The sequence below is a fragment of the Aestuariivivens sp. NBU2969 genome (assembly GCF_019931125.1).
GTDB lineage: Bacteria > Bacteroidota > Bacteroidia > Flavobacteriales > Flavobacteriaceae > Aestuariivivens > Aestuariivivens marinum.
Genome location: NZ_JAIOUU010000001.1, coordinates 64,254 through 84,507, shown reverse-complemented (window position 1 = coordinate 84,507; position 20,254 = coordinate 64,254). Strand labels below are relative to the sequence as shown.

Sequence of the window (20,254 nt, the reverse complement as noted above, 5' to 3'; positions counted from 1 at the left end):
TCTTTACCTACCTATACCCCTTGGTTTAGTAAGTACACGTTTAGAATTGATGAAATATACTCCTGTAAGTAAAATAACTGCCGCAATAATGGACTGAAGAGTAATTTGTTCATCTAAAATCCACCAGCCCAGAATCATCGCAATTATTGGATTGACATAGGTATTGGTTGATACTTTTTCTGGTGAAACCACTTTAAGCAAATAATTGAAGGCTGTAAAAGCAATGATACTACCAAATACTATAAGCCCAAGCATGGACCATTGTACATTTGTACTCCATACTGATGGCCACGTCCAAGTTTCTCCAAAACACAAACTGGCTATTACCAACATAATACCTCCTGTTAGCATTTGATAACCAGTATTAACAAAGTAATTTGAGGGCAAATTGGCTTTACCCACAAATAAACTTCCATATGCCCAACTAATCATACAAACAAAAATCATGAGCATCCCTATAATTTGGTTTTCTTGACTTATTAGTTCTTTCTGGCTAACCAGAAGGTATATTCCAACACAACCTAAAACCACACCTATAAAAGACATAGCCGATATTTTTTTACCCTGTAGCAACCACATTAAAATAAGAACCACTAAAGGTTGTGCCGATATTTCCAAAGCCGTAAAACCACTGTCAACAAATTTAAGTGCCCATACTACCACCCCATTACCAAAAGTTAAAAATAAAAACCCTGCTATAATGGTATTTTTAAGCTGAGCTCTGGTGATGGATATATTAACCTTGAGCATTTTAGCTATTATAAAAATAAAAATACCAGCTACAAGAAACCTTATAGCAGCCAATTTAAATGGAGGCAATTCAGCAACTGCTATTTTATTCAAAAGATACGTTGAACCCCAAATAACATAAATAGCAAAAAATGCTAATACTATGCTAACTGTTTTACGAGATACTTCCATATAAAAAAATCAAATAAAAAAATTATAATGAAACCAAAATGCTTTGAATATCTGTAATGTGTCATAATGCAATAATATTGGGTTTTGTCATTCCAACAAAAGGAAGAATCTATGTGATAATCTAAAGATTCTTCACTACGCTCTGCTCGTTCTGAATGACAGAATGTAAATTATTACTAATAACGGATATTCAAATTTTAATCATCAAAGTTTACGTGTAACCATTGAAAAACAATATAATTAACACATAAAATTTTACTTGGTAAAAGTACGCTTATTTTTTAAGGTTGAATTCTATTCTTTAGATATTATTTATACCCAAAAATATAAGTGGTAATTGTAAAATCTATTATTTATAGAAACCCTTTTTGGCTGAAGTATATTAAGAAAGTATTTCGTCTAAACTTTCATTTTTGATTTAATTAGTCTTTTGGTGCATAACCATGAACCATTTCAAAAACATCATCGAAATTTAACCGCAAATAGGCATTCAATTTTTTTCGGTAATCCCCTTTAAGCCATTCCACAAAATTAAAGGTACTCTTACTAATACATTTTGTATACCTACCTATTCTAAAGTCAATATCATCCCCTAACTTTTTAGCCAAAGCAATCGCGTCGTATACATCTTCACTGTTTTCTACACAAATTTTAGCATGCTGTTCTATGGATAGCTCTAATACTGCTTTTGATGATTTACCCTTTCTAATACAATCTACATAGGTTTTTTGGACATCGAAATACACCTCTTCAGAATTTGAAAACTCAGCGCGCAACTCATCTGGCATTTCATATCTGAAGTTACTTTCAAGCTCTTCGTCACTTAAAAGGGAATCTAAATAGTAATTTGGTGACTTAAAGATGCGTTGCCAATCCAGATTATCTCCCCAAGGGCCGAAACGATGGAAATTATTTCCTAAATCTACCACCGTAAACGTGTTTTTGTTCTTTAATACCCTCGACCCTCTACCAATCATCTGGTAGTAAAGCGTTAAAGACTTTGTTGCCCTGTTTAAAATAATACTTTCAACAGTTGGTTCATCAAACCCTGTTGTTAAAATACTTACTGACGTTAAAATGGCGTCCGGGGTGTTTTTAAACCATTTTAAGATCGTGGCCCGTTCCTTTTTGGTATTGGTGTTATCGAGGTGTGCAATTTTGTATCCTGCCCTTCTAAAGGTTTCGTAAACGTACAATGAGGTGTTGATACCATTGTTGAAAATTAAGGTCTTCTTGCCTTTTGAACGCTCTTCGTAAGCCTGTATAAGCTTTGATAACATATCGTCAGCTGTATATAAATCTTCCGATGATTTAACGGTGTAGTCCCCATTGGCTCCAACAACCAAGGAGGTTAACCCAACATTATAAGAGTACATTTCTGCACGTGACAAAAAGCCATTTTGTATTAAAGACTCAATACTTTCGCCAACTATAAGCTCGTCGTAATTATCGGTCATGGGCAGTTCGATACTAGAGCTTAAGGGTGTTGCTGTAACACCTAAAATAAAAGATTGGCTAAAGAATTTAAATAATTTGGTAAACGAGTTATAATGTGCCTCGTCAATAATCACTAATCCAATATCGGAGATATCCAGTTTATCGTCATTCAAACGGTTGTTAAGGGTTTCAACCATGGCAACAAAACAACTATACTCACCTTGATCACTAAGATCGGCCTTACTGTCTACCACTTTATTAACCACTCCAAACTCAGTAAGCATTTTAGAGGTTTGTTTGCAAAGCTCAATACGGTGGGTCATCACCAAAACCTTTTTATTATGATGCTTTAGGTATTGCCTAACAATCTCAGAAAAAATTACCGTCTTTCCGCCTCCAGTGGGTAATTGGTATAACAAGTGATAGTCTTTAGGAGACTCTTCAAAAGCCTTAAAAATTTTATTTATTGCTCCCTTCTGGTAACTGTATAAATCCTTACCCGTTTTGCGTTCTTCTAGTTCAAATGTTGAAACACCCATAAATAAAATTGTAATGTGCAAAAATAACACCTTTAAAAGGTTTTTAAAGAATGAATGGAAGTAAAATTATTTAAGAGCCTAATTAAATTTCATCTTTAGCCAAATAATACTCCTTTTTATACCACTTTTTGTTGTGAATCAGTAATATTTTAAGTCAAATCATTCTAATATGGAATATACTGAATATGCTATAATGCAGTAAAATTAGATTTTGTCATTCCGACAAAAGGAGGAATCTCTTTGAAAATCAAAAGATTCTTCACTACGCTTTGCTTCGTTCTGAATGACAGAACGCAACTTATTACTAATAAGCAATATTCAATTTTATTATGAAGATTAAGATCATGCAATTACATTACTGATATATTGTCAAAATGTAAAACGGGAAGTATTTAGATTCTATATTAAGCTCAATTTTCCAATTAATTAGACTGCTATTTGATAGTGAAAAGATTTAAAGGAACTATTGAGTACCTAGTTATTTGTTCCCTACTTTTCCATTGATAAATACCCTTCGACTGCGCTCAGGGTAAACCAAGCTAAAGAAATCTAGGCTTACGAGGATATTACTTGTAATAGATCGGGGTTTATCTCAGTCTTATAAAAATAAATTGCACTAATACCATACACTCCCCATACACTATCCATACTTAAGCCATACACTAACTATATGGGAATTATTTCATGCATTGATTGTCCATAAAAAAGGAGAATGCAGAACAAATTTCACTAATCCGTCTTTGCGAGACGCCTAAAGGGCAACGAAGCAATCTCTAATATAAGAGGAGACTGCAACATTCCGTTACACTCCATTCGCAGTGACGGTTTCTTTAAAATGGGATTTAGTACACGAAAATGTCACATTGAGCGCAGTCGAAATGCTTCTCAAGGCAGCATTTTCAATGCCTCGACTTTATGTTATCTTGATCGAAGTTGAAAGACCCAGACTGATACTTGGGTTAATTTTAATTTTTATCATGTACTAAGAGGAATTATTTACAATGTCCCTGTTCAAAATAACTGTGCTTTTATTTATAAAAATTTAAAAAACTAATATCCAAATGTTAGCCTTTGTCGTATATCTGACTTTAATTATCGATGAAATACATTAAAATGTATTCTTTATCTTACAAATAAACACATTTTATCGATAAAAATCATTTTTATTCGTTTAAATACCAATATTTTATAACTTTACCTAGAATTTAACCTACTTGATTATGAAAAGATTATTACTATTAATTTGTATTAGCGGTGCAAATTACTCGTTAATTGCTCAATGTGATGATACATTACCTGTTACAGAAACTTTTGATGATTCTTCGGTAATTGGTGTTTGTTGGAATGTTTCTGACGAAGACGGTGATGGAAACAATTGGTACTGGAGAGAATATGGTGCCACATATGGTGGGTACAAATGTTTAACTTCCAGATCATGGAGTTCTTCTCAAGGAAATTTAGACCCAGACAATTGGGTATATTCTCATGCCATAGATCTAACTGGTTTTAATACCAGTGATAATATTGAAGTTACTTGGAAGATTAGAGGGGAAAATGCCTCATTTGCTCATGAATATTATACTATGTATGCTGCAACCGGAAATCAGATATCAGATTTTACTTCTAGTCCCGTGAAAATTAGTGAGTATGCTGATGAAGTCGGTGCTGCTGGCGTATTTGTTACTAGAAACTTAGATATTTCATCCTTAGCTGGAAATATGGTTTATCTTGCTTTTAGACATGAAAATATTTCTGGATCACAGTTTATTCTAAATTTAGATGATGTTTCAATTAGTACATCTTTATTGAGTAATGAAGAATTCAATGATTTTAATTTCAAACATTATTACAACAAAGATTCTAGTACACTAATTATTGAAAATAACAGTAATCTGGAAAACATTCAGTTATATGATATTCTGGGCAAACTTGTATTAAATAAAAATTTAAGCCAAACAAAAGAATCAGTTGATTTATCAAACTTGAATAAAGGTGTTTATATTGTTAAAGTTAAGGTTGAGAACAATTATCAGACTTTTAAAGTTATGAAATATTAGTTCTGTATTTAGAATAACCAAAAACAAGAGCGACCAATGGTCGCTCTTGTTTTAGTTATCATATTAATAATTAATTATTGTGGACTTGAAGATACTATTTTCTTAACAGCAGTACCTTTATTAGTTGATAGTCTTACAAAGAACATTTGGTTATCCATCCTTGAAAGATCCAACTTCGTGGTTTCCACAGTGCCTTTAATATATTGCGTATTCTCAGCTTTTCTGATTAACGCCCCTTTCATATCGAATACTTCAATATTAACATCGGTATCGTAATCAAATGAATACTTAATATTCACTTCCTGATCGAATGGTACTGGATAGGCAGTAAAGTCAACGTCTTTAGTTGAAGCTACTTTTGCTTGTTCACAAGAACCACCTCCTTCACAAGTAAATCCGCCTTCAAATGAAACCATTTCGCCTTCATTATTTGACAACAAATCACTTTCAGAAAGAGAGCACATACATAGCACTTCACATGTCACTGCATGAGCAATAACATATATTGGACCTGTCACATCAGTAACCTTAACCGTATAGGTTCTAACATTACCCAAGCTTGTTGGATTAAACGGATACTGCCCTGGTGCCACTGTATTTACTCCATTATTTTTTGGATAGGGTTCACAACCTACATACACATGTGCTTCGGTCATTACATATCCAATTCCATCTGCACTATCTTCATCATCTATCTCATAAGTTACTTCCACCATACCACTAGAGTAGTTTACGGTAACGGTACCAACATGAGTTCCTTTAGTCACATCGCAATGTGCTGCTCCGGCATATAATGGCATTTCATAAGTACCTTCACATTCAAAATAATTGGTCCAACCCCAACGCTTAAAGTCTGGGATAAAGCATTCGGATCCTGTATCTGCTTTAGCGAAAGCTGTTTCGCATTCACCGATTTTGTCCCATTCTTTTATATACTCAACCGTTACTGTTTGGGCGGCATTACCTGCACAATCAGATACATTGAATACATACTCATAAGTTGCTGAACATTCATTAATACCAATCATGCTAGCGTAGGCCATTAGCGTACCACCATCACCACAATTATCACTCCAAGTGGTTTCCAAATATTCTGGCACATCGCCATTACATACATAGCCATCTTCTAGTGGAATAATTACCGGAGCTTCATCATCTTTGATAGTGATGATCTGTACGCCTGTAGTCATGTTACCTGCACAATCCTCAGCTTTCCAGGTTCTGGTGATAACTCCTAATCCGCAGGCGTCTAATGTACCCTCATCACTGTAAGTAACCTCTGGGTCTGCATCACAGTTATCGGTAGCGGTTGCCATTCCGGCATCGCCCATAACACAATCAAATGTAATATCCTGTGGTACGCTTAACTCTGGTGCCGTATCATCTTTGATAGTGATGATCTGTACGCCTGTAGTCATGTTACCTGCACAATCCTCAGCTTTCCAGGTTCTGGTGATAACTCCTAATCCGCAGGCGTCTAATGTACCCTCATCACTGTAAGTAACCTCTGGGTCTGCATCACAGTTATCGGTAGCGGTTGCCATTCCGGCATCGCCCATAACACAATCAAATGTAATATCCTGTGGTACGCTTAACTCTGGTGCCGTATCATCTTTGATAGTGATGATCTGCGAACAAGTAGCCTTTAAACCTACTTCATCTTCAGCTTGCCAAGTTCTTGTAATAGTACCAAGTCCACATTCATCCAAATTATCAACAGTACTTAGAACTGTCACAGTAGGAGTACTACAATTATCATTAGCAGTCGGTGCATCCCAAATAATTTCAGCATCGCACTCAATAGTTTTATCTGCAACACAATCTATTGTCGGAGGTTCATTATCTACTTCAACAGAAACAACAGCACCATCACTATTAATACATCCATTTTCATCTTCATAGGTATACGTTACATCATAGTTTCCTGCAACACCAGGAGAAGTAAATAAACCGGTTGGGATAACATAACCATTAGTATCGCTCCAAACTCCTCCTTCTGGACTTGCAGTAAGTTGCACAGAATCTTCATCACAAGCAATTGAAGCATTATTTGCCATTACATCGGTTATCGGATAAAATGCTAGTGTTCCAAATGCCGAACCTTCGGATTCACATCCTTGAGGGCTAAACACTATTACATAATAATCGCCAGCATCACTTAACGCTGTTGGGTATATAACATATTCATCTGTTGCTGTGTCAACATCAGCTAAAAGCACACCTCCATTTTCTGGATCCCCTTTCCACCATTGAAAAGTATATCCATCCCCTTCAGGATTCAAAATTTCAATAGCTCCTTGAAAAACGGTTGCTTCTAATGTCGCAGCATCTTCAACACATACTGTTGGGCTATTAACTGTAGCCGTTGGTTCTAAATTGAATTGGCCTCCTGTAAAGTCTTTAAGTTTAGCTGTTATTTCCTTAGATGATCTTGTTTCTAATAACCATCCTGCACCACATATGGCCTCAGGATTTTGATTTAGATCAAATACATCTGTTAAATCTACAACACCTTCGTAAAATTCATTATAATCATAAGTGGTTTGACCAGGCTTAACATTACCTGCCCAAGGCGTTGGAACATCTGGATTACCATCATTATTAATTGCAACTTGTGTATCCAATGGTAATTTATCAAAATGTTGATCTTCAGAATAATTACCTGTAACTCCATTTGGATCTACCCATTGTAATACAGTAACGGTTGCAAATCTACCTCCAGAACTAAAGTCACTCATAATCAATAAGTCCCCGATGGCATGTTTAGGTTCTAGGTATTTATCACCATTAACTTCAACTGGTGCTGAACCATCCAAATAAAACCAAAATCCAATCTGGGCAACTCCATTGTTGGATTCTCTGTCTCCTGCAAAAAACAGGTAAGTACGATCTTCTGAATACTCAAAAGTGGCACTACAATCTTCATCTGTTGTAATACCAGTTAATACCACTGCTGCAGCATTCATGATATCACCTTTAGATAATACAGAAGTATAGGTCCATTGGTTGCCATCTGGTCCGTAATCAATAATATCTTTTGCACCCGTGTGCCAAGCATTATCTTGATTGCCTTCCCTTACATCAGCTACATACTTATAAGTTGGTTCTGTTTCTAATAAGGGAGACCCCCATTCAACGGTATTACCGTCAATACAAGGAACCACTTGTGCCTGTATGTCATTAACAGACAACAAAAAAAGCATAACCAAGCCTAAGCCCATTATACTTTTTAAAAAGATACCACTAAGACTAAAGCAACAGCGTATCATTCGTGAATAAAATTGGGTAAAATTGTACATTAACATAACATTTTGTTTAATTAATAAATGATGTTAACATAAATAAGACATGACAATCACTAAAGCTTTGAGATAAAACAAAAAGCGCTAGCACATTGCTAAATTTTTGGTAAGTCGAGGGCTACTTAAAACTGCTATTAATCAAGTATGCTCTACAATAAAAAAAGTAGTGAAAAGCGCAAAAAATGTAGATATGAGGGTAGATCAAAGTTATAACAAATCTAAAGCTCCCACAACTGGAAAAGACAACTTTTAGATTATCGACTTAAATTTTTAGATTATCTACACATTTTTTTTTCGCTTTTTAGACTATTGGTATTTTTTAATCGATTATCAGTAATTTATAGTATTTGATAAAAAAATCACAATAAAAACCTATGATGACCAACTTTTTTTTAAACGCCAATTTAAAATAGTTTTATCCACCCTACCCAATATGTTAATTAATCATTAAAAACGGCATAGCGGTTCTTGAAATCACTATTTTAGCGCTTTAAACTTTTAAAATAACTCAAAAATGCAAAAAGCACTCATACTTTCTGGCCTATTGATTTTAGCCATGAGCTGTAAAAAACAAACCCCTAAAGACTATGCCGTTCTTTCTGGAAAAATTTCCAATTACGAAGGTGGTGTTCTTACCATAAATAGTATGGACAGAAAACTTACCGATACTATAAATGTTTCAGAAGACGGTACTTTTAAGGATACCTTGCGATTAGCTACTGCCAATTATATGTTATACGATGGTAAAAACCCTACATTAATACATGTTAGCACTGGTAATGACTTTACTGTAAGCTACGATGCTAAAAATTATAAAAACAGCTTAAGCATCAGTGGTGTAGGAGCAGAAATTACCAATTATCTTCACGATAAACGCAATATTGAACAAAAGCTTCAAGGTGACAACTTTTACCTTTTAGAAGCCGATGACTACAAACAAACGGCCAATACAATTAAGGATTCACTAACTGCATATCTTGCATCTCTTGAAGGTATTTCTGAAGACTATAAAGCCTTAGAAAAAAGGAATATAAACTACGCCTATCTAGCCACCTTGAACAAGTACAAACCATATCATTCTTATTACGCTAAAAAACAAGATGTTGAAGTTTCTGAAAGTTTTTTAAGTGAGTTGGACGATATCAATTACAATAATGAAGAGGACTTTAATTTCTCTGAAAACTATAAAGGCTTAGTTACCGCCCATTATAGAGATGAAGCAAGCAAACTGGCGGAATCCGATTCCATAAAACAAGACATTGCTTTTTTAAAAACTGTAGCTAATATTGAAAGTGAAACTATAAAAAATAATCTATTATTTCAGCTTGCACAAAATGGCATAACATATACAAGCGACTTACAAGCGTTTTATGATCTTTTTATGGCTAATTCTACCAATGAAGCAGATAAAGAAAAAATAACCGAAAGCTATAATAAACTAAAAGCAGTTGCCAAGGGGAGTCCGTCGCCTAAATTTGTGGATTATGAAAACTATGCAGGCGGTACTACTTCTCTAGATGATTTAAAAGGCAAATATGTGTATATAGATGTTTGGGCAACTTGGTGTGGCCCCTGTAAGGCCGAGATCCCGTTCTTAAAAGAGGTAGAAGAGAAATATCACGGGAAGAATATTGAGTTCGTTAGCATTTCCATAGATAGAGCTAGAGATCACGAGAAATGGAAAGCCATGGTAGCCGATAAAGAATTGAAAGGGATTCAATTATTCGCTGATAACGATTGGAACTCTAAGTTTGTAAAGGATTATTTAATTCAAGGTATTCCTCGTTTTATTTTAATTGACACCGAAGGCAATATCATTAATGCTAATGCCCCAAGACCTTCTAGTCCAGAGTTGATTAACTTATTTGACGAGTATAAAATATAAGTAATACGCCTTACTTTATATTAAGCCACTGCATTTTTATAAGTGCAGTGGCTTTTTTATTGTTCTTCTTCAGTTCGTTCGGCTTGTTCCTCATCGGGGTTGGGTTGCTCCGGTTGTTTAAATAGGTCTAGGAATGCTTCACCTAAATAGTCTATTACATGACTGGCTATTAAGGTTTGGTATCCAAAATCCTCTACAGCAATGTCAGCCGATTTACCATGCAAATACACTCCAAAGACAGTAGCTGTCAATGGGTCATAGCCTTGGGAAACTAACCCAGTAATAATTCCTGTGAGCACATCGCCACTGCCTGCTGTTGCCAATCCTGGATTTCCAGTCGTGTTTATGTGAAGTTTATCTTGAAATACCGTAATGGTATGGGCGCCTTTAATAACAATAATGCAATGGTACTTTTTTGAAAAAGCCTTGACCTTACTTAGTTTGTCAAAATCGTCTGTCCATTGTCCAATTAAACCTTCCAACTCCTTTGGATGCGGCGTCAAAATGGTTTGCTTTGGTAAAAATTTAAGCAAGCTTTTCTTTTTTGATAGAATGTTTATGCCATCTGCGTCAATAACTAACGGTGTTTTATTTAATTTTAAAAATGTTTCAAAAGCTGCTATGGTTTTAGCATCTGTCCCCGCACCTATGCCAAACCCTATAACCGTGGGTTCTATTTTAAATTGAATGGAAGTGATCTTTTCCTCATCGGCATCGGTAATCACCATAGCTTCCGGAAAAGCCGATTGTAATACCGTATACCCACATTTAGGTACATAAGCCGTAACCAAACCTGATCCTATAGACAGCGCCGCCCTACTGGCCAACGTTACTGCTCCTATTTTTCCATGGCTACCTCCAATAATTAAACTATGTCCAAAATCCCCTTTATGGGCAAATTTATCCCGAGGCCTATACACGGTAATGGCTTCGTGTTTTCCAATGAGTTCCGTATCGGTTGCTGTGGTTTGTAAAAACTCCTGATCCAAACCAATATCCAATACTTCCCATTGCACCGTATATTGAGCCGTTTCGGGTAAAAAGAATTCCAATTTTGGAGATGCAAAGCTTAAGGTATACCCTGCATAAACTACAGCTTCTTTATCTTCCACCGCTTTTCCCATGTATAGCCCCGAAGGTATATCTATAGACAATGTAAACGCCTTGGTGTTTCTAAAATGCTGAAACAATGCCTTAACCCAATCACTAACCGGTCTATTTAATCCAACCCCAAAAATAGCATCAACAATAATGTCGTCTGGATGGATTTCTGGAAAATCCTCTTTACAACTTAAAAGCACAGGCCAATGTTTGGTAACTGTTTTTATACGATCGTAATTAACCAAAAAATCCTTTGAGCGTTTATCACTACAATTAACTATATAGATTTTTACGTTATATCCATGAGTAATTAAATGCCTGCCAAAAACCAGACCATCTCCACCGTTATTGCCTATACCACAAAAAATATGGATAGGCACTTGAGCCCCTTGCATACGTAAATGCATCCAATTAAATATTTGGGTACCGGCACGCTCCATCAAATCGGTAGAGGATATATTTTGACGCTCTATGGTCAACCTATCCCCCTCATATATCTGTTCCTTTGAAAATAGTTTCATGGCGTTGAGCTAAACAATTATAAGGTTAAAAAGTTATAAGGTTAAACAATTATAAGGTTAAAAAGTTATAAGGTTATGTGCTTATCCACAAATCCGCACATTTACACATCTTCAAATCCGCACATCTACAAATCCGCACATCCATAGCATCTTCCCGTTGACAATTCTTCAATACTTCAACAAAATATCCTTATATATTTTAATAAATTAAAAACAGGATAAGAATATTATAAAAAATAATGATAAATTTTTTTATTGGGTTAAAAATAATACTTTTGGATTGTACTTTAAATACGTACAATGAATCTTTTAGTCCAAAATATAAGCTTTTACAATACCGTTTTATCCAAAGGTACAACCCCAATTTTTGGTACTACTACAACTATTACAACCCCTTGGGGTTGCTAATCATATATACTTCGGACTATTCTGGTGATTTAAAATCACCCTCTTTTAATCAATTTTATAACAAACAATACTTTAAAACATGAAAGTTTTAAAATTCGGAGGAACATCTGTAGGTTCATCGAACAATATAAATAACGTCATCAATATCTTAGAAAACTATTCAAAAAGTAGCAAGGTTGCCTGTATCGTTTCAGCTGTTGGTGGTATTACTGATAAACTATTATTAGCAGGTAACCAAGCTAAAAATAAAGACAAGTCTTTTGTTGACAACTTTAATTCTATAAAAGATATTCACATTGCCATTATTAAGGAGTTAAATCCGAGTCAATCTGATACTATTTTAAGCTATTTGGATGAAAAATTAAATGCCTTAAAAAACCTTCTGGATGGCATCTATTTAATAAACGAATTATCTCCAAAAACGTCAGATAAGCTTGTTAGCTTTGGTGAATTACTGTCATCATTTATCATAGCCGAGACCATGAAAAATAGAGGTATATTGGCAGAACGCAAAAATTCACAAGAGCTAATAATAACAAATTCCAATTTTACAAAAGCCGAGGTTAATTACAACTTGACCTACTCAAACATTCAAGATTATTTTAAATCTGCAAATCAACAAATTACTATTCTTCCCGGATTTATTTCAAAATCGGATGTGGGTGAAATTACCACACTTGGCCGTGGTGGCTCCGATTTTACTGCGGCTATTGTTGCTGCGGCCCTAAATGTTGAACAATTAGAGATTTGGACTGATGTAAGTGGCATGTATACCACCAACCCAAAAATGGTGAAACAAGCTTACCCCATTAAGAATATATCCTACCAAGAGGCAATGGAATTGTCGCATTTTGGTGCTAAAGTGTTATATCCACCTACGGTGCAACCTGTTTTGGATTTAAATATTCCTATACATATTAAAAACACTAATGCGCCAAACGATTCGGGGACTATAATTTCCAATCAAAATATAAACAACAATACCACCGTAAAAGGTATTAGCAACATAGGCAATATCGCTTTATTAACATTAGAAGGCAGTGGTATGATTGGTATTCCTGGCTTTTCAAAGCGTTTATTTGAAACCTTGGCTCAGGAGAAGGTCAATGTGATATTGATTACCCAAGCATCGTCTGAGCATTCCATTTGTATTGGAATTGATACCAACGATGCTGAACGGGCAAAAACTGCTGTAGACAAAACATTTGAAAACGAAATCGCTTTACACAAAATAGATCCTATAGTCGTTGAAATGGGATTGTCTATCATTGCACTTGTAGGTGATAATATGAAAAACCACCAAGGTATCAGTGGTAAAATGTTTAGTTCTTTGGGCAAAAACAACATCAATATTAGAGCCATTGCACAGGGTGCTTCAGAAAAAAACATTTCTGCTGTGATTGCCGATAAAGACGTTAAAAAAGCCTTAAACACGCTACATGAGCAATTTTTTGAGGCCAAAACCAAACAGCTTAACGTATTTATTACCGGAGTTGGTAATGTAGGTGAGCGTTTGGTTGAGCAAATAAAGCAACAAAAGCTCTATTTAAAGGAAAACCTAAAAATTAACCTTAGGGTTATTGGGTTATCCAACTCCAGAAAAATGGTGTTTAATGAAGATGGTATCGATTTAAACGATTGGAAAAATCAACTGGCCAATGGTGATCAAGCTACCCTTACCGGTTTCTTTCAACAGGTGAAAGACTTAAACCTTCGCAATAGTATCTTTGTTGATGTGACCGCCAATAGTGATGTAGCCAATCTTTATGCTAATTATTTAAGGGAAAGTATTGGTGTTGTAGCGTGTAACAAAATTGCTTGCTCCAGCGACTTGGACAACTATAAATTATTGAAGCGTTTATCGCTAAAATACAATGCCCCATTTTTATTTGAAACCAATGTGGGTGCCGGCTTGCCTGTAATAGACACATTGAATAATTTAGTCGCATCGGGCGATAAAATCACGTCCATACAGGCTGTGCTTTCGGGTAGCTTAAATTTTGTATTCAATAATTTTAACGATAACACAAAATTCCACGATGTTGTAAAACAAGCACAAGAAGAAGGCTATACCGAACCCGACCCAAGAATTGATTTAAGTGGTGTGGATGTAGCCCGAAAGATATTGATTCTGGCTAGGGAAAGTGGCGTAGAAATGAATTTAGAGGACATCAGCAACGAATCATTCCTGTCTGAAGCTGGAATAAAAAGCGACACGGTTGATGATTTCTTTCAAACGTTAATTACTGACGAAGTGCATTATCAAAACCTATATGCTTCCGCTAAAGCAAAAAGGTGTCAGTTAAAATATGTGGCACAATTTAATAATGGTAAAGCTAGTGTAGGCTTACAGGAAATCCCAGAAGGACATCCCTTTTATAATTTAGAAGGTAAGGATAATATCGTGATGTTCTACACCCAAAGATATCCAGAACAACCAATGATTATTAAAGGCGCTGGTGCTGGTGCTGATGTTACTGCTTCTGGATTGTTTGCCGATATTATTAGGGTTGGGAATAATTAATATAAACATGATATTACATAAAGAAAGTTCTCTTTTTTGCTCTAGTGCGACCGAGAACTATTTAATTGAAAAAATGAACGAAATAAGAATATTTTCACCTGCAACTGTTGCCAATGTCTCCTGTGGATTTGATGTTATGGGTTTTTGCCTGGATAATGTAGGAGATGAAATGGTTATTAGGAAAGTTGATAAAAAAGGGATTCACATTACCCATATTGAAGGTTTTGATTTACCCTATAAAACTGAGTTGAATGTTGCCGGTGTTTCAGCATTAGCCATGTACAATGCTTTAGATTTAGACTTTGGATTTGACATTGAAATCTATAAAAACATTAAACCCGGAAGCGGTATTGGCAGTAGTGCGGCAAGTGCTGTGGGGAGCGTTTTTGGGATGAACGAACTTTTAAATAGGCCGTTCAACAAAACGCAACTAACAGAATTTGCCATAAAAGGGGAAGCCTTGGCCAGTAAATGTGAACATGCCGATAATCTGGCTCCTGCCATGTTTGGGGGCTTTACCTTGGTAAAAAGCGTTTCGCCATTGCATGTATTGGAAATTCCATCACCAAATGACCTATATGTGGTAATTATCCATCCGCAAATTGAAATAAAAACCTCTGAAGCCAGAGCCATACTGCCTAAAGACATTCCACTTAGTAATGCCATTACCCAATGGGCCAATTTTGGAAGTTTAGTCCATGCCCTTCATACGTCCAATTATCAATTGATTAAAGATTCTTTACATGATGCTGTGGTTGAACCTCACAGGAGCCAACTTATACCCCATTACAGTAAAGTAAAAAAAGTTGCTATACAGGCTGGTGCTCTAGGCTCGGGGATTGCAGGTTCCGGTCCTTCCATTTTTTCATTATGTGAAGGTTTTGAAACTGCCAAGCAAGTATCTAAAAGTATAAGTGAAGCTTACTCAGAAACTGGAATCGATTTTGATATGCATGTATCGAAAATAAACAAGCAAGGAGTTAAGGTAATTTAAGGTTGAAGACGGAAGACCTAAGACGGAAGATGGGAGACGGAAGACGCATAGAAAAATAACGATTCATGGATAAATTTAAATTTGAAAAACTTATAATTTGGCAACGTGCCATGGATTTTGGAGAAACTATAGATGGGCTTGCCAATAGTTTCCCCGAAAAAGAAAAGTTCAATTTATCCTCTCAAATAAGACGAACTGCTGATTCTATTGCCTTGAATATCTCTGAAGGCTCAATAGGTCAAACCAATCTTGAGCAAAAAAAATTTCTAGGATATGCTATCCAATCTCTTGCTGAAGTTGTGACTTGTCTCTATAAATCAGAAAAAAGAAATTATATAACTAAACCTAAGTTCAATCAATTATATGAAGAAGGTTATCAGCTTATGAACATGCTTTGCATTCAGAAAGAACGTAAAATAATTCCAATACATTTTAAATAAACAATACAATCTTCGGTCTCCCGTCTGTGGTCTTCCGTCAAATAGAACAACAATGAATTACTACAGTCTAAATAAAAAAGCCCCAAATTCAACGTTTAAAAATGCAGTCATTAAGGGATTAGCTCCAGATAAGGGCTTGTATTTTCCAGAAAGTATAACCCCTCTACCGAATTCATTTTTTGAAAATCTGGACAATCTATCGCATAGTGATATCGCTTTTGAAACCATTAAACAGTTTATTTCTCCGGAAATTCCAGAAAAAGAACTCAAACGCATCGTTGATGAAACCTTGTCATTTGATTTTCCTGTTGTAACCTTAAACGATAATATTTCAACACTAGAACTCTTTCATGGGCCTACTATGGCTTTTAAAGATGTTGGCGCACGCTTTATGGCACGCTGTTTAGGTTATTTCAATCAAAATAACAACCAAGAAGTCACCGTTTTGGTTGCCACCTCAGGCGACACAGGTGGTGCTGTGGCTAATGGCTTTTTAGGTATTAAAGGGGTTAATGTAGTAATACTCTACCCAAGTGGTAAGGTTAGTGACATTCAGGAAAAGCAGTTAACAACACTTGGACAAAATATAAAAGCTTTAGAGGTTAATGGTACGTTCGATGACTGCCAAGACATGGTAAAAACTGCTTTTTTAGACGACAGGCTAACCAGTAAAATGCAGTTGACTTCGGCTAATTCTATTAATGTTGCCAGATGGTTGCCGCAATTGTTCTACTTTATTTTTGCTTATAAGCAACTACATAAAAAGTATAAGGAGATTGTGTTTTCGGTGCCTAGCGGTAATTTTGGTAATATTTGCGCCGGTATGATGGCACAACAGCTGGGCTTGCCTATCAAGCACTTTATAGCCTCCAACAATGCCAATAACGTAGTGACACGCTATTTAATATCACAGTTATACGAACCAAAGCCTTCCGTACAGACCATTAGCAATGCCATGGACGTTGGCGCACCAAGTAATTTTATCCGTATCGAAGAAATCTATAAAAACACATTTGAAACGCTAAAGGAAAATCTTTCTTCTTATAGTTTTACAGATGGGGAAACTAAAGCAGCTATGTTGGAAATTTACAACCACTATAACTATATAGCTGACCCCCATGGTGCAGTTGGTTATCTGGGCTGTAAAGCCTATTTGGCAGAAAACCCGAAGGCACACTGTGTGTTTTTGGAAACAGCACATCCTACCAAGTTTTTAGATGTTGTTAAAGAAGTTATTAAAGAAGAACAACCCCTACCAGAACAAATACAGGCCGTTATGGATAAAGAAAAGGCATCTATTATTATTTCAACTTATGAAGACTTGAAGGAATTTTTACTTAAAAACAATTAACAAGATTACTATGTTGAGATTGCCACAAAATTGATAGCAATCAATTTTTCGCAATGACATAACATATTATTAAACTAGGGGTTAAATGTTAGGGTTTCACCTTTTTTTATTTCAATAGGTGTGCTCATGTCATTATAAACTAACTTAAAATTTTGATCAAATGCTGATGTAATAACCGCTTTTTCCAACCGATTGTTTTTCCAATAGATGTCAAATATTAATCCGCCCCTAGCCTTTATACCTGTTACATGGCCCTCTTTCCAGACTCCGGGTAATGCTGGTAATATCCGAACCGTATGTTCCTCATGAGATTGCAAAAGCATCTCGGCAACCCCAGCGGTATACCCAAAATTCCCATCAATTTGAAATGGCGGATGTAAATCAAACAAATTTGTACTCATCGATTTTTGCAATAACAACTGAATATGGTCGTGTGCCAAATCACCATCCAATAATCGTGCGCTGCAATTAATTAGCCAAGCCCTGCTCCAACCTGTTCCCGCACCACCATGATCCAACCTGTAATCTAAGGTTTTTCTAACGGCATCAAATAATTCTGGTGCGCCTTCTTTGGTAACATAAGTACCTGGATGAAATCCATATAAATGAGACATGTGCCTATGCCCCGGTTCGGTTTCCTTGTATTCCCTATCCCATTCTAAAATTCTACCATCACTACCCAAAACAAATCCTGGACGCAATCTTTCCTTTTGGTTAATTATCTTTTTAACAAAATCATTTTCGATCTGTAATATTTTAGCCGTTTTTAAATAGTTATTAAACACTTCATAAATGATCTGTTGGTCCATAGCACTGCCTAAACAAGTGGCAACTGATAAACCGCTGCTATTGAAGAATTGGTTTTCAGGAGAAGTTGAGGGCACAGAAACTAAATAACCATCTCGTGGATCTTCAACGAGCCAATCACTATAGAATAGAGTAACTTCGTGTAAAGCTGGATAAACTCTTTCCTTAAGAAATTTAATATTGCGAGTATACTCATAATGTTGCCAGTAATGTTGCATGAGCCATCCTCCAGCTCCAACAGAACATCCCCAATACGCCGTTGGTGCACGTAACCATGTCGGCGCCCATAAATCGGTAGCATGGGGTATAAAGGAACCTCGGCACCCATAATTGGTCTGGGCCGTTATTTTACCAGAATCAACCAGTTTATCAATATAATCAAACAAAGGCGTATTTAATTCACCCAAATTAGTGGCATCGGCTAACCAATAGTTCATTTGTAAATTGATATTGAGGTGATAATCGGCATTCCATGGGGCAGTGATATGCTCATTCCAAAGACCCTGTAAATTGGCTGGATTTGTACCAACTCGAGAAGTAGAAATCAATAAATAACGCCCATATTGAAACAACAAGGCTTCTAAATCGGTATCTACTTGCCCCCCCTTTACCCGCTGAAGTCTTTCGTTGGTAGGAATGGAATCTAATCCATTCTTGCCAAGACTTAAGCTCAATCTGTCGTATAAATTTTGATAGTCCTTAATATGTGCTTGCTCTAAGTCTCCAAATGATTTAGAACTAATTGCTTCTAAATCCACTTTATTCTTAGCTTTGTAATCGTCAAAATAATAGGATGAATTAGATACGAGATATAAAGTGGCCTGCTTTACATTTTTTAATTCCAAATAATCACTTTCCATTATTACTTTACCGCCTTCATGATTTACTTTTAAGCAGGTTTCAAAACGTACACCTTCCAATATGGGATAAGGCTCAGAATTAAAATATCCCTGGCGCTGAGTAACTTCTCCTTGCATGACGAGCATATCATCAATAGCAACAGTTTTTACAGTAGGATGACCATCATCATCGGGTCTTGTTAATCTTAACTTGGCATTTAATCCGTCTTCACTTTGGGAAATAAGCTTTATAGCTATCACTTTATCGGGATGGGACACCAATATCTTTTCAGTAAATAAATCACCGTCAGACTTATATGAAATCGTACTTATTGCCCTATTTATATTCAGAACCCTTTTATAGTCCGTTATATTTTCATGTTCAAAGTCAATAAACAAATCACCCATGGTTTGGTGGGATCGCACTACTTTTTTACGGGAAAATTTTTCAACAAATAAGCTATCGGCTACATGGTTCTTGCCTTCAAAAAGTAAGCTCCTTATAATGTTTAGGTCGTTGACATCGCCTTCTGGTGCATCCCAGTCCTCACTGTCCGCTGGCCACATGGAATCATCGTTCAGTTGAATACGTTCATTCACTGGGTCTCCAAAAACCATCACGCCCAATTTACCGTTTCCTAAAGGCAAGGCCTCGTTCCAGTTTTTTGCTGGTGCTGTATACCATAATATATCATCTTCTTCCATATTTTTTTGGACAGAATTGCAAGATATTAGAACTGTAAAAAGTAAAACTAAAATTGAAGCAACTGAGAAATAAGATTTAAACATCATGTAGAAATATTCGTGAAACAGATTCAATATTAATGATTTATTTTAATAAAGACGTGCAATAAATCACATTGAAATATTTCAAACAAAAAACCCTTTCAAATTAATGAAAGAGGAATGTGCAAAGAATAGTTTTGGGCTTCAGGATAGTAACCAACCAAATTTTAACTCTAATTTAAATCACCCCCAAAGCTCCATCCGTTATTCTTTACAATATCTTTTAAACACACTAAAGGTTTTTCCCATTGGTTATTTTGTGTTTACAGTTGCAATCCTATTATCTTTTAAATATAATGAATAGCATTCAACTACATATACGTAAGACAATAAATTACAGAT

General features: G+C 35.8%; 11 protein-coding genes. 6 read left to right on the top strand and 5 right to left on the bottom strand.

Annotation, left to right across the window (positions count from 1 at the left end):
• Window positions 1–3: 3 nt before the first annotated feature.
• Both K7G79_RS00385 and K7G79_RS00380 read right to left on the bottom strand, forming a co-directional pair.
• Complete coding sequence (locus K7G79_RS00385; protein WP_223548091.1) at window positions 4–921, bottom strand: EamA family transporter; 918 nt, start codon at window positions 919–921, stop codon at window positions 4–6.
• 422 nt (window positions 922–1,343) lie between these two features.
• On the bottom strand, window positions 1,344–2,897 hold the full coding sequence (locus K7G79_RS00380) for a DEAD/DEAH box helicase (RefSeq protein ID WP_223548089.1): 1,554 nt from the start codon (window positions 2,895–2,897) through the stop codon (window positions 1,344–1,346).
• 1,220 nt (window positions 2,898–4,117) lie between these two features.
• On the opposite strand from K7G79_RS00380, the gene K7G79_RS00375 reads away from it, so the two are divergent.
• On the top strand, window positions 4,118–4,954 hold the full coding sequence (locus tag K7G79_RS00375; RefSeq protein ID WP_223548087.1) for a T9SS-dependent choice-of-anchor J family protein: 837 nt from the start codon (window positions 4,118–4,120) through the stop codon (window positions 4,952–4,954).
• A 74-nt stretch (window positions 4,955–5,028) separates the two neighbouring features.
• On the opposite strand, the gene K7G79_RS00370 is transcribed toward K7G79_RS00375, so the two are convergent.
• Window positions 5,029–8,253 carry a T9SS type A sorting domain-containing protein gene (locus K7G79_RS00370; RefSeq protein WP_223548085.1) on the bottom strand — a complete coding sequence of 1,075 codons (3,225 nt, stop codon included), beginning with the start codon at window positions 8,251–8,253 and terminating at the stop codon, window positions 5,029–5,031.
• Window positions 8,254–8,770: 517 nt separating this feature from the next.
• On the opposite strand from K7G79_RS00370, the gene K7G79_RS00365 reads away from it, so the two are divergent.
• On the top strand, window positions 8,771–10,141 hold the full coding sequence (locus K7G79_RS00365) for a TlpA disulfide reductase family protein (RefSeq protein WP_223548083.1): 1,371 nt from the start codon (window positions 8,771–8,773) through the stop codon (window positions 10,139–10,141).
• A 56-nt stretch (window positions 10,142–10,197) separates the two neighbouring features.
• Here K7G79_RS00365 and K7G79_RS00360 read toward each other — a convergent pair whose 3' ends face one another.
• Window positions 10,198–11,763, bottom strand: coding sequence for an NAD(P)H-hydrate dehydratase (locus K7G79_RS00360; protein ID WP_223548081.1), 1,566 nt, complete (start codon window positions 11,761–11,763; stop codon window positions 10,198–10,200).
• Between the two features lie 487 nt (window positions 11,764–12,250).
• On the opposite strand from K7G79_RS00360, the gene thrA reads away from it, so the two are divergent.
• The 4 genes from thrA to thrC all read left to right on the top strand — a co-directional run bounded on the left by thrA (window position 12,251) and on the right by thrC (window position 17,480).
• Window positions 12,251–14,695, top strand: coding sequence for a bifunctional aspartate kinase/homoserine dehydrogenase I (thrA, locus tag K7G79_RS00355; protein WP_223548080.1), 2,445 nt, complete (start codon window positions 12,251–12,253; stop codon window positions 14,693–14,695).
• A gap of 73 nt (window positions 14,696–14,768) precedes the next feature.
• The gene (locus K7G79_RS00350; RefSeq protein WP_223548078.1) at window positions 14,769–15,689 is read left to right on the top strand and encodes a homoserine kinase; all 921 of its coding nucleotides are present in this window, start codon (window positions 14,769–14,771) and stop codon (window positions 15,687–15,689) included.
• A 65-nt stretch (window positions 15,690–15,754) separates the two neighbouring features.
• Window positions 15,755–16,129: a four helix bundle protein gene (locus tag K7G79_RS00345; protein ID WP_223548076.1), complete on the top strand. Its 375-nt coding sequence runs from the start codon at window positions 15,755–15,757 to the stop codon at window positions 16,127–16,129.
• A gap of 52 nt (window positions 16,130–16,181) precedes the next feature.
• Window positions 16,182–17,480: a threonine synthase gene (thrC, locus tag K7G79_RS00340; protein WP_223548074.1), complete on the top strand. Its 1,299-nt coding sequence runs from the start codon at window positions 16,182–16,184 to the stop codon at window positions 17,478–17,480.
• Between the two features lie 74 nt (window positions 17,481–17,554).
• Here the strand turns inward: thrC and K7G79_RS00335 are convergent, their stop codons facing one another.
• Window positions 17,555–19,831, bottom strand: a complete 2,277-nt coding sequence (locus K7G79_RS00335) for a glycoside hydrolase N-terminal domain-containing protein (RefSeq protein ID WP_223548072.1) — start codon at window positions 19,829–19,831, stop codon at window positions 17,555–17,557.
• Window positions 19,832–20,254 lie beyond the last annotated feature (423 nt).

Coding starts and splice junctions, on each gene's coding strand:
- K7G79_RS00350 (WP_223548078.1), top strand. CDS start 14,769: ATGAACGAAATAAGAATATTTTCACCTGCAACTGTTGCCAATGTCTCC.
- K7G79_RS00385 (WP_223548091.1), bottom strand. CDS start 921: ATGGAAGTATCTCGTAAAACAGTTAGCATAGTATTAGCATTTTTTGCT.
- K7G79_RS00345 (WP_223548076.1), top strand. CDS start 15,755: ATGGATAAATTTAAATTTGAAAAACTTATAATTTGGCAACGTGCCATG.
- thrC (WP_223548074.1), top strand. CDS start 16,182: ATGAATTACTACAGTCTAAATAAAAAAGCCCCAAATTCAACGTTTAAA.
- K7G79_RS00335 (WP_223548072.1), bottom strand. CDS start 19,831: ATGGAAGAAGATGATATATTATGGTATACAGCACCAGCAAAAAACTGG.
- K7G79_RS00360 (WP_223548081.1), bottom strand. CDS start 11,763: ATGAAACTATTTTCAAAGGAACAGATATATGAGGGGGATAGGTTGACC.
- thrA (WP_223548080.1), top strand. CDS start 12,251: ATGAAAGTTTTAAAATTCGGAGGAACATCTGTAGGTTCATCGAACAAT.
- K7G79_RS00375 (WP_223548087.1), top strand. CDS start 4,118: ATGAAAAGATTATTACTATTAATTTGTATTAGCGGTGCAAATTACTCG.
- K7G79_RS00380 (WP_223548089.1), bottom strand. CDS start 2,897: ATGGGTGTTTCAACATTTGAACTAGAAGAACGCAAAACGGGTAAGGAT.
- K7G79_RS00370 (WP_223548085.1), bottom strand. CDS start 8,253: ATGTACAATTTTACCCAATTTTATTCACGAATGATACGCTGTTGCTTT.
- K7G79_RS00365 (WP_223548083.1), top strand. CDS start 8,771: ATGCAAAAAGCACTCATACTTTCTGGCCTATTGATTTTAGCCATGAGC.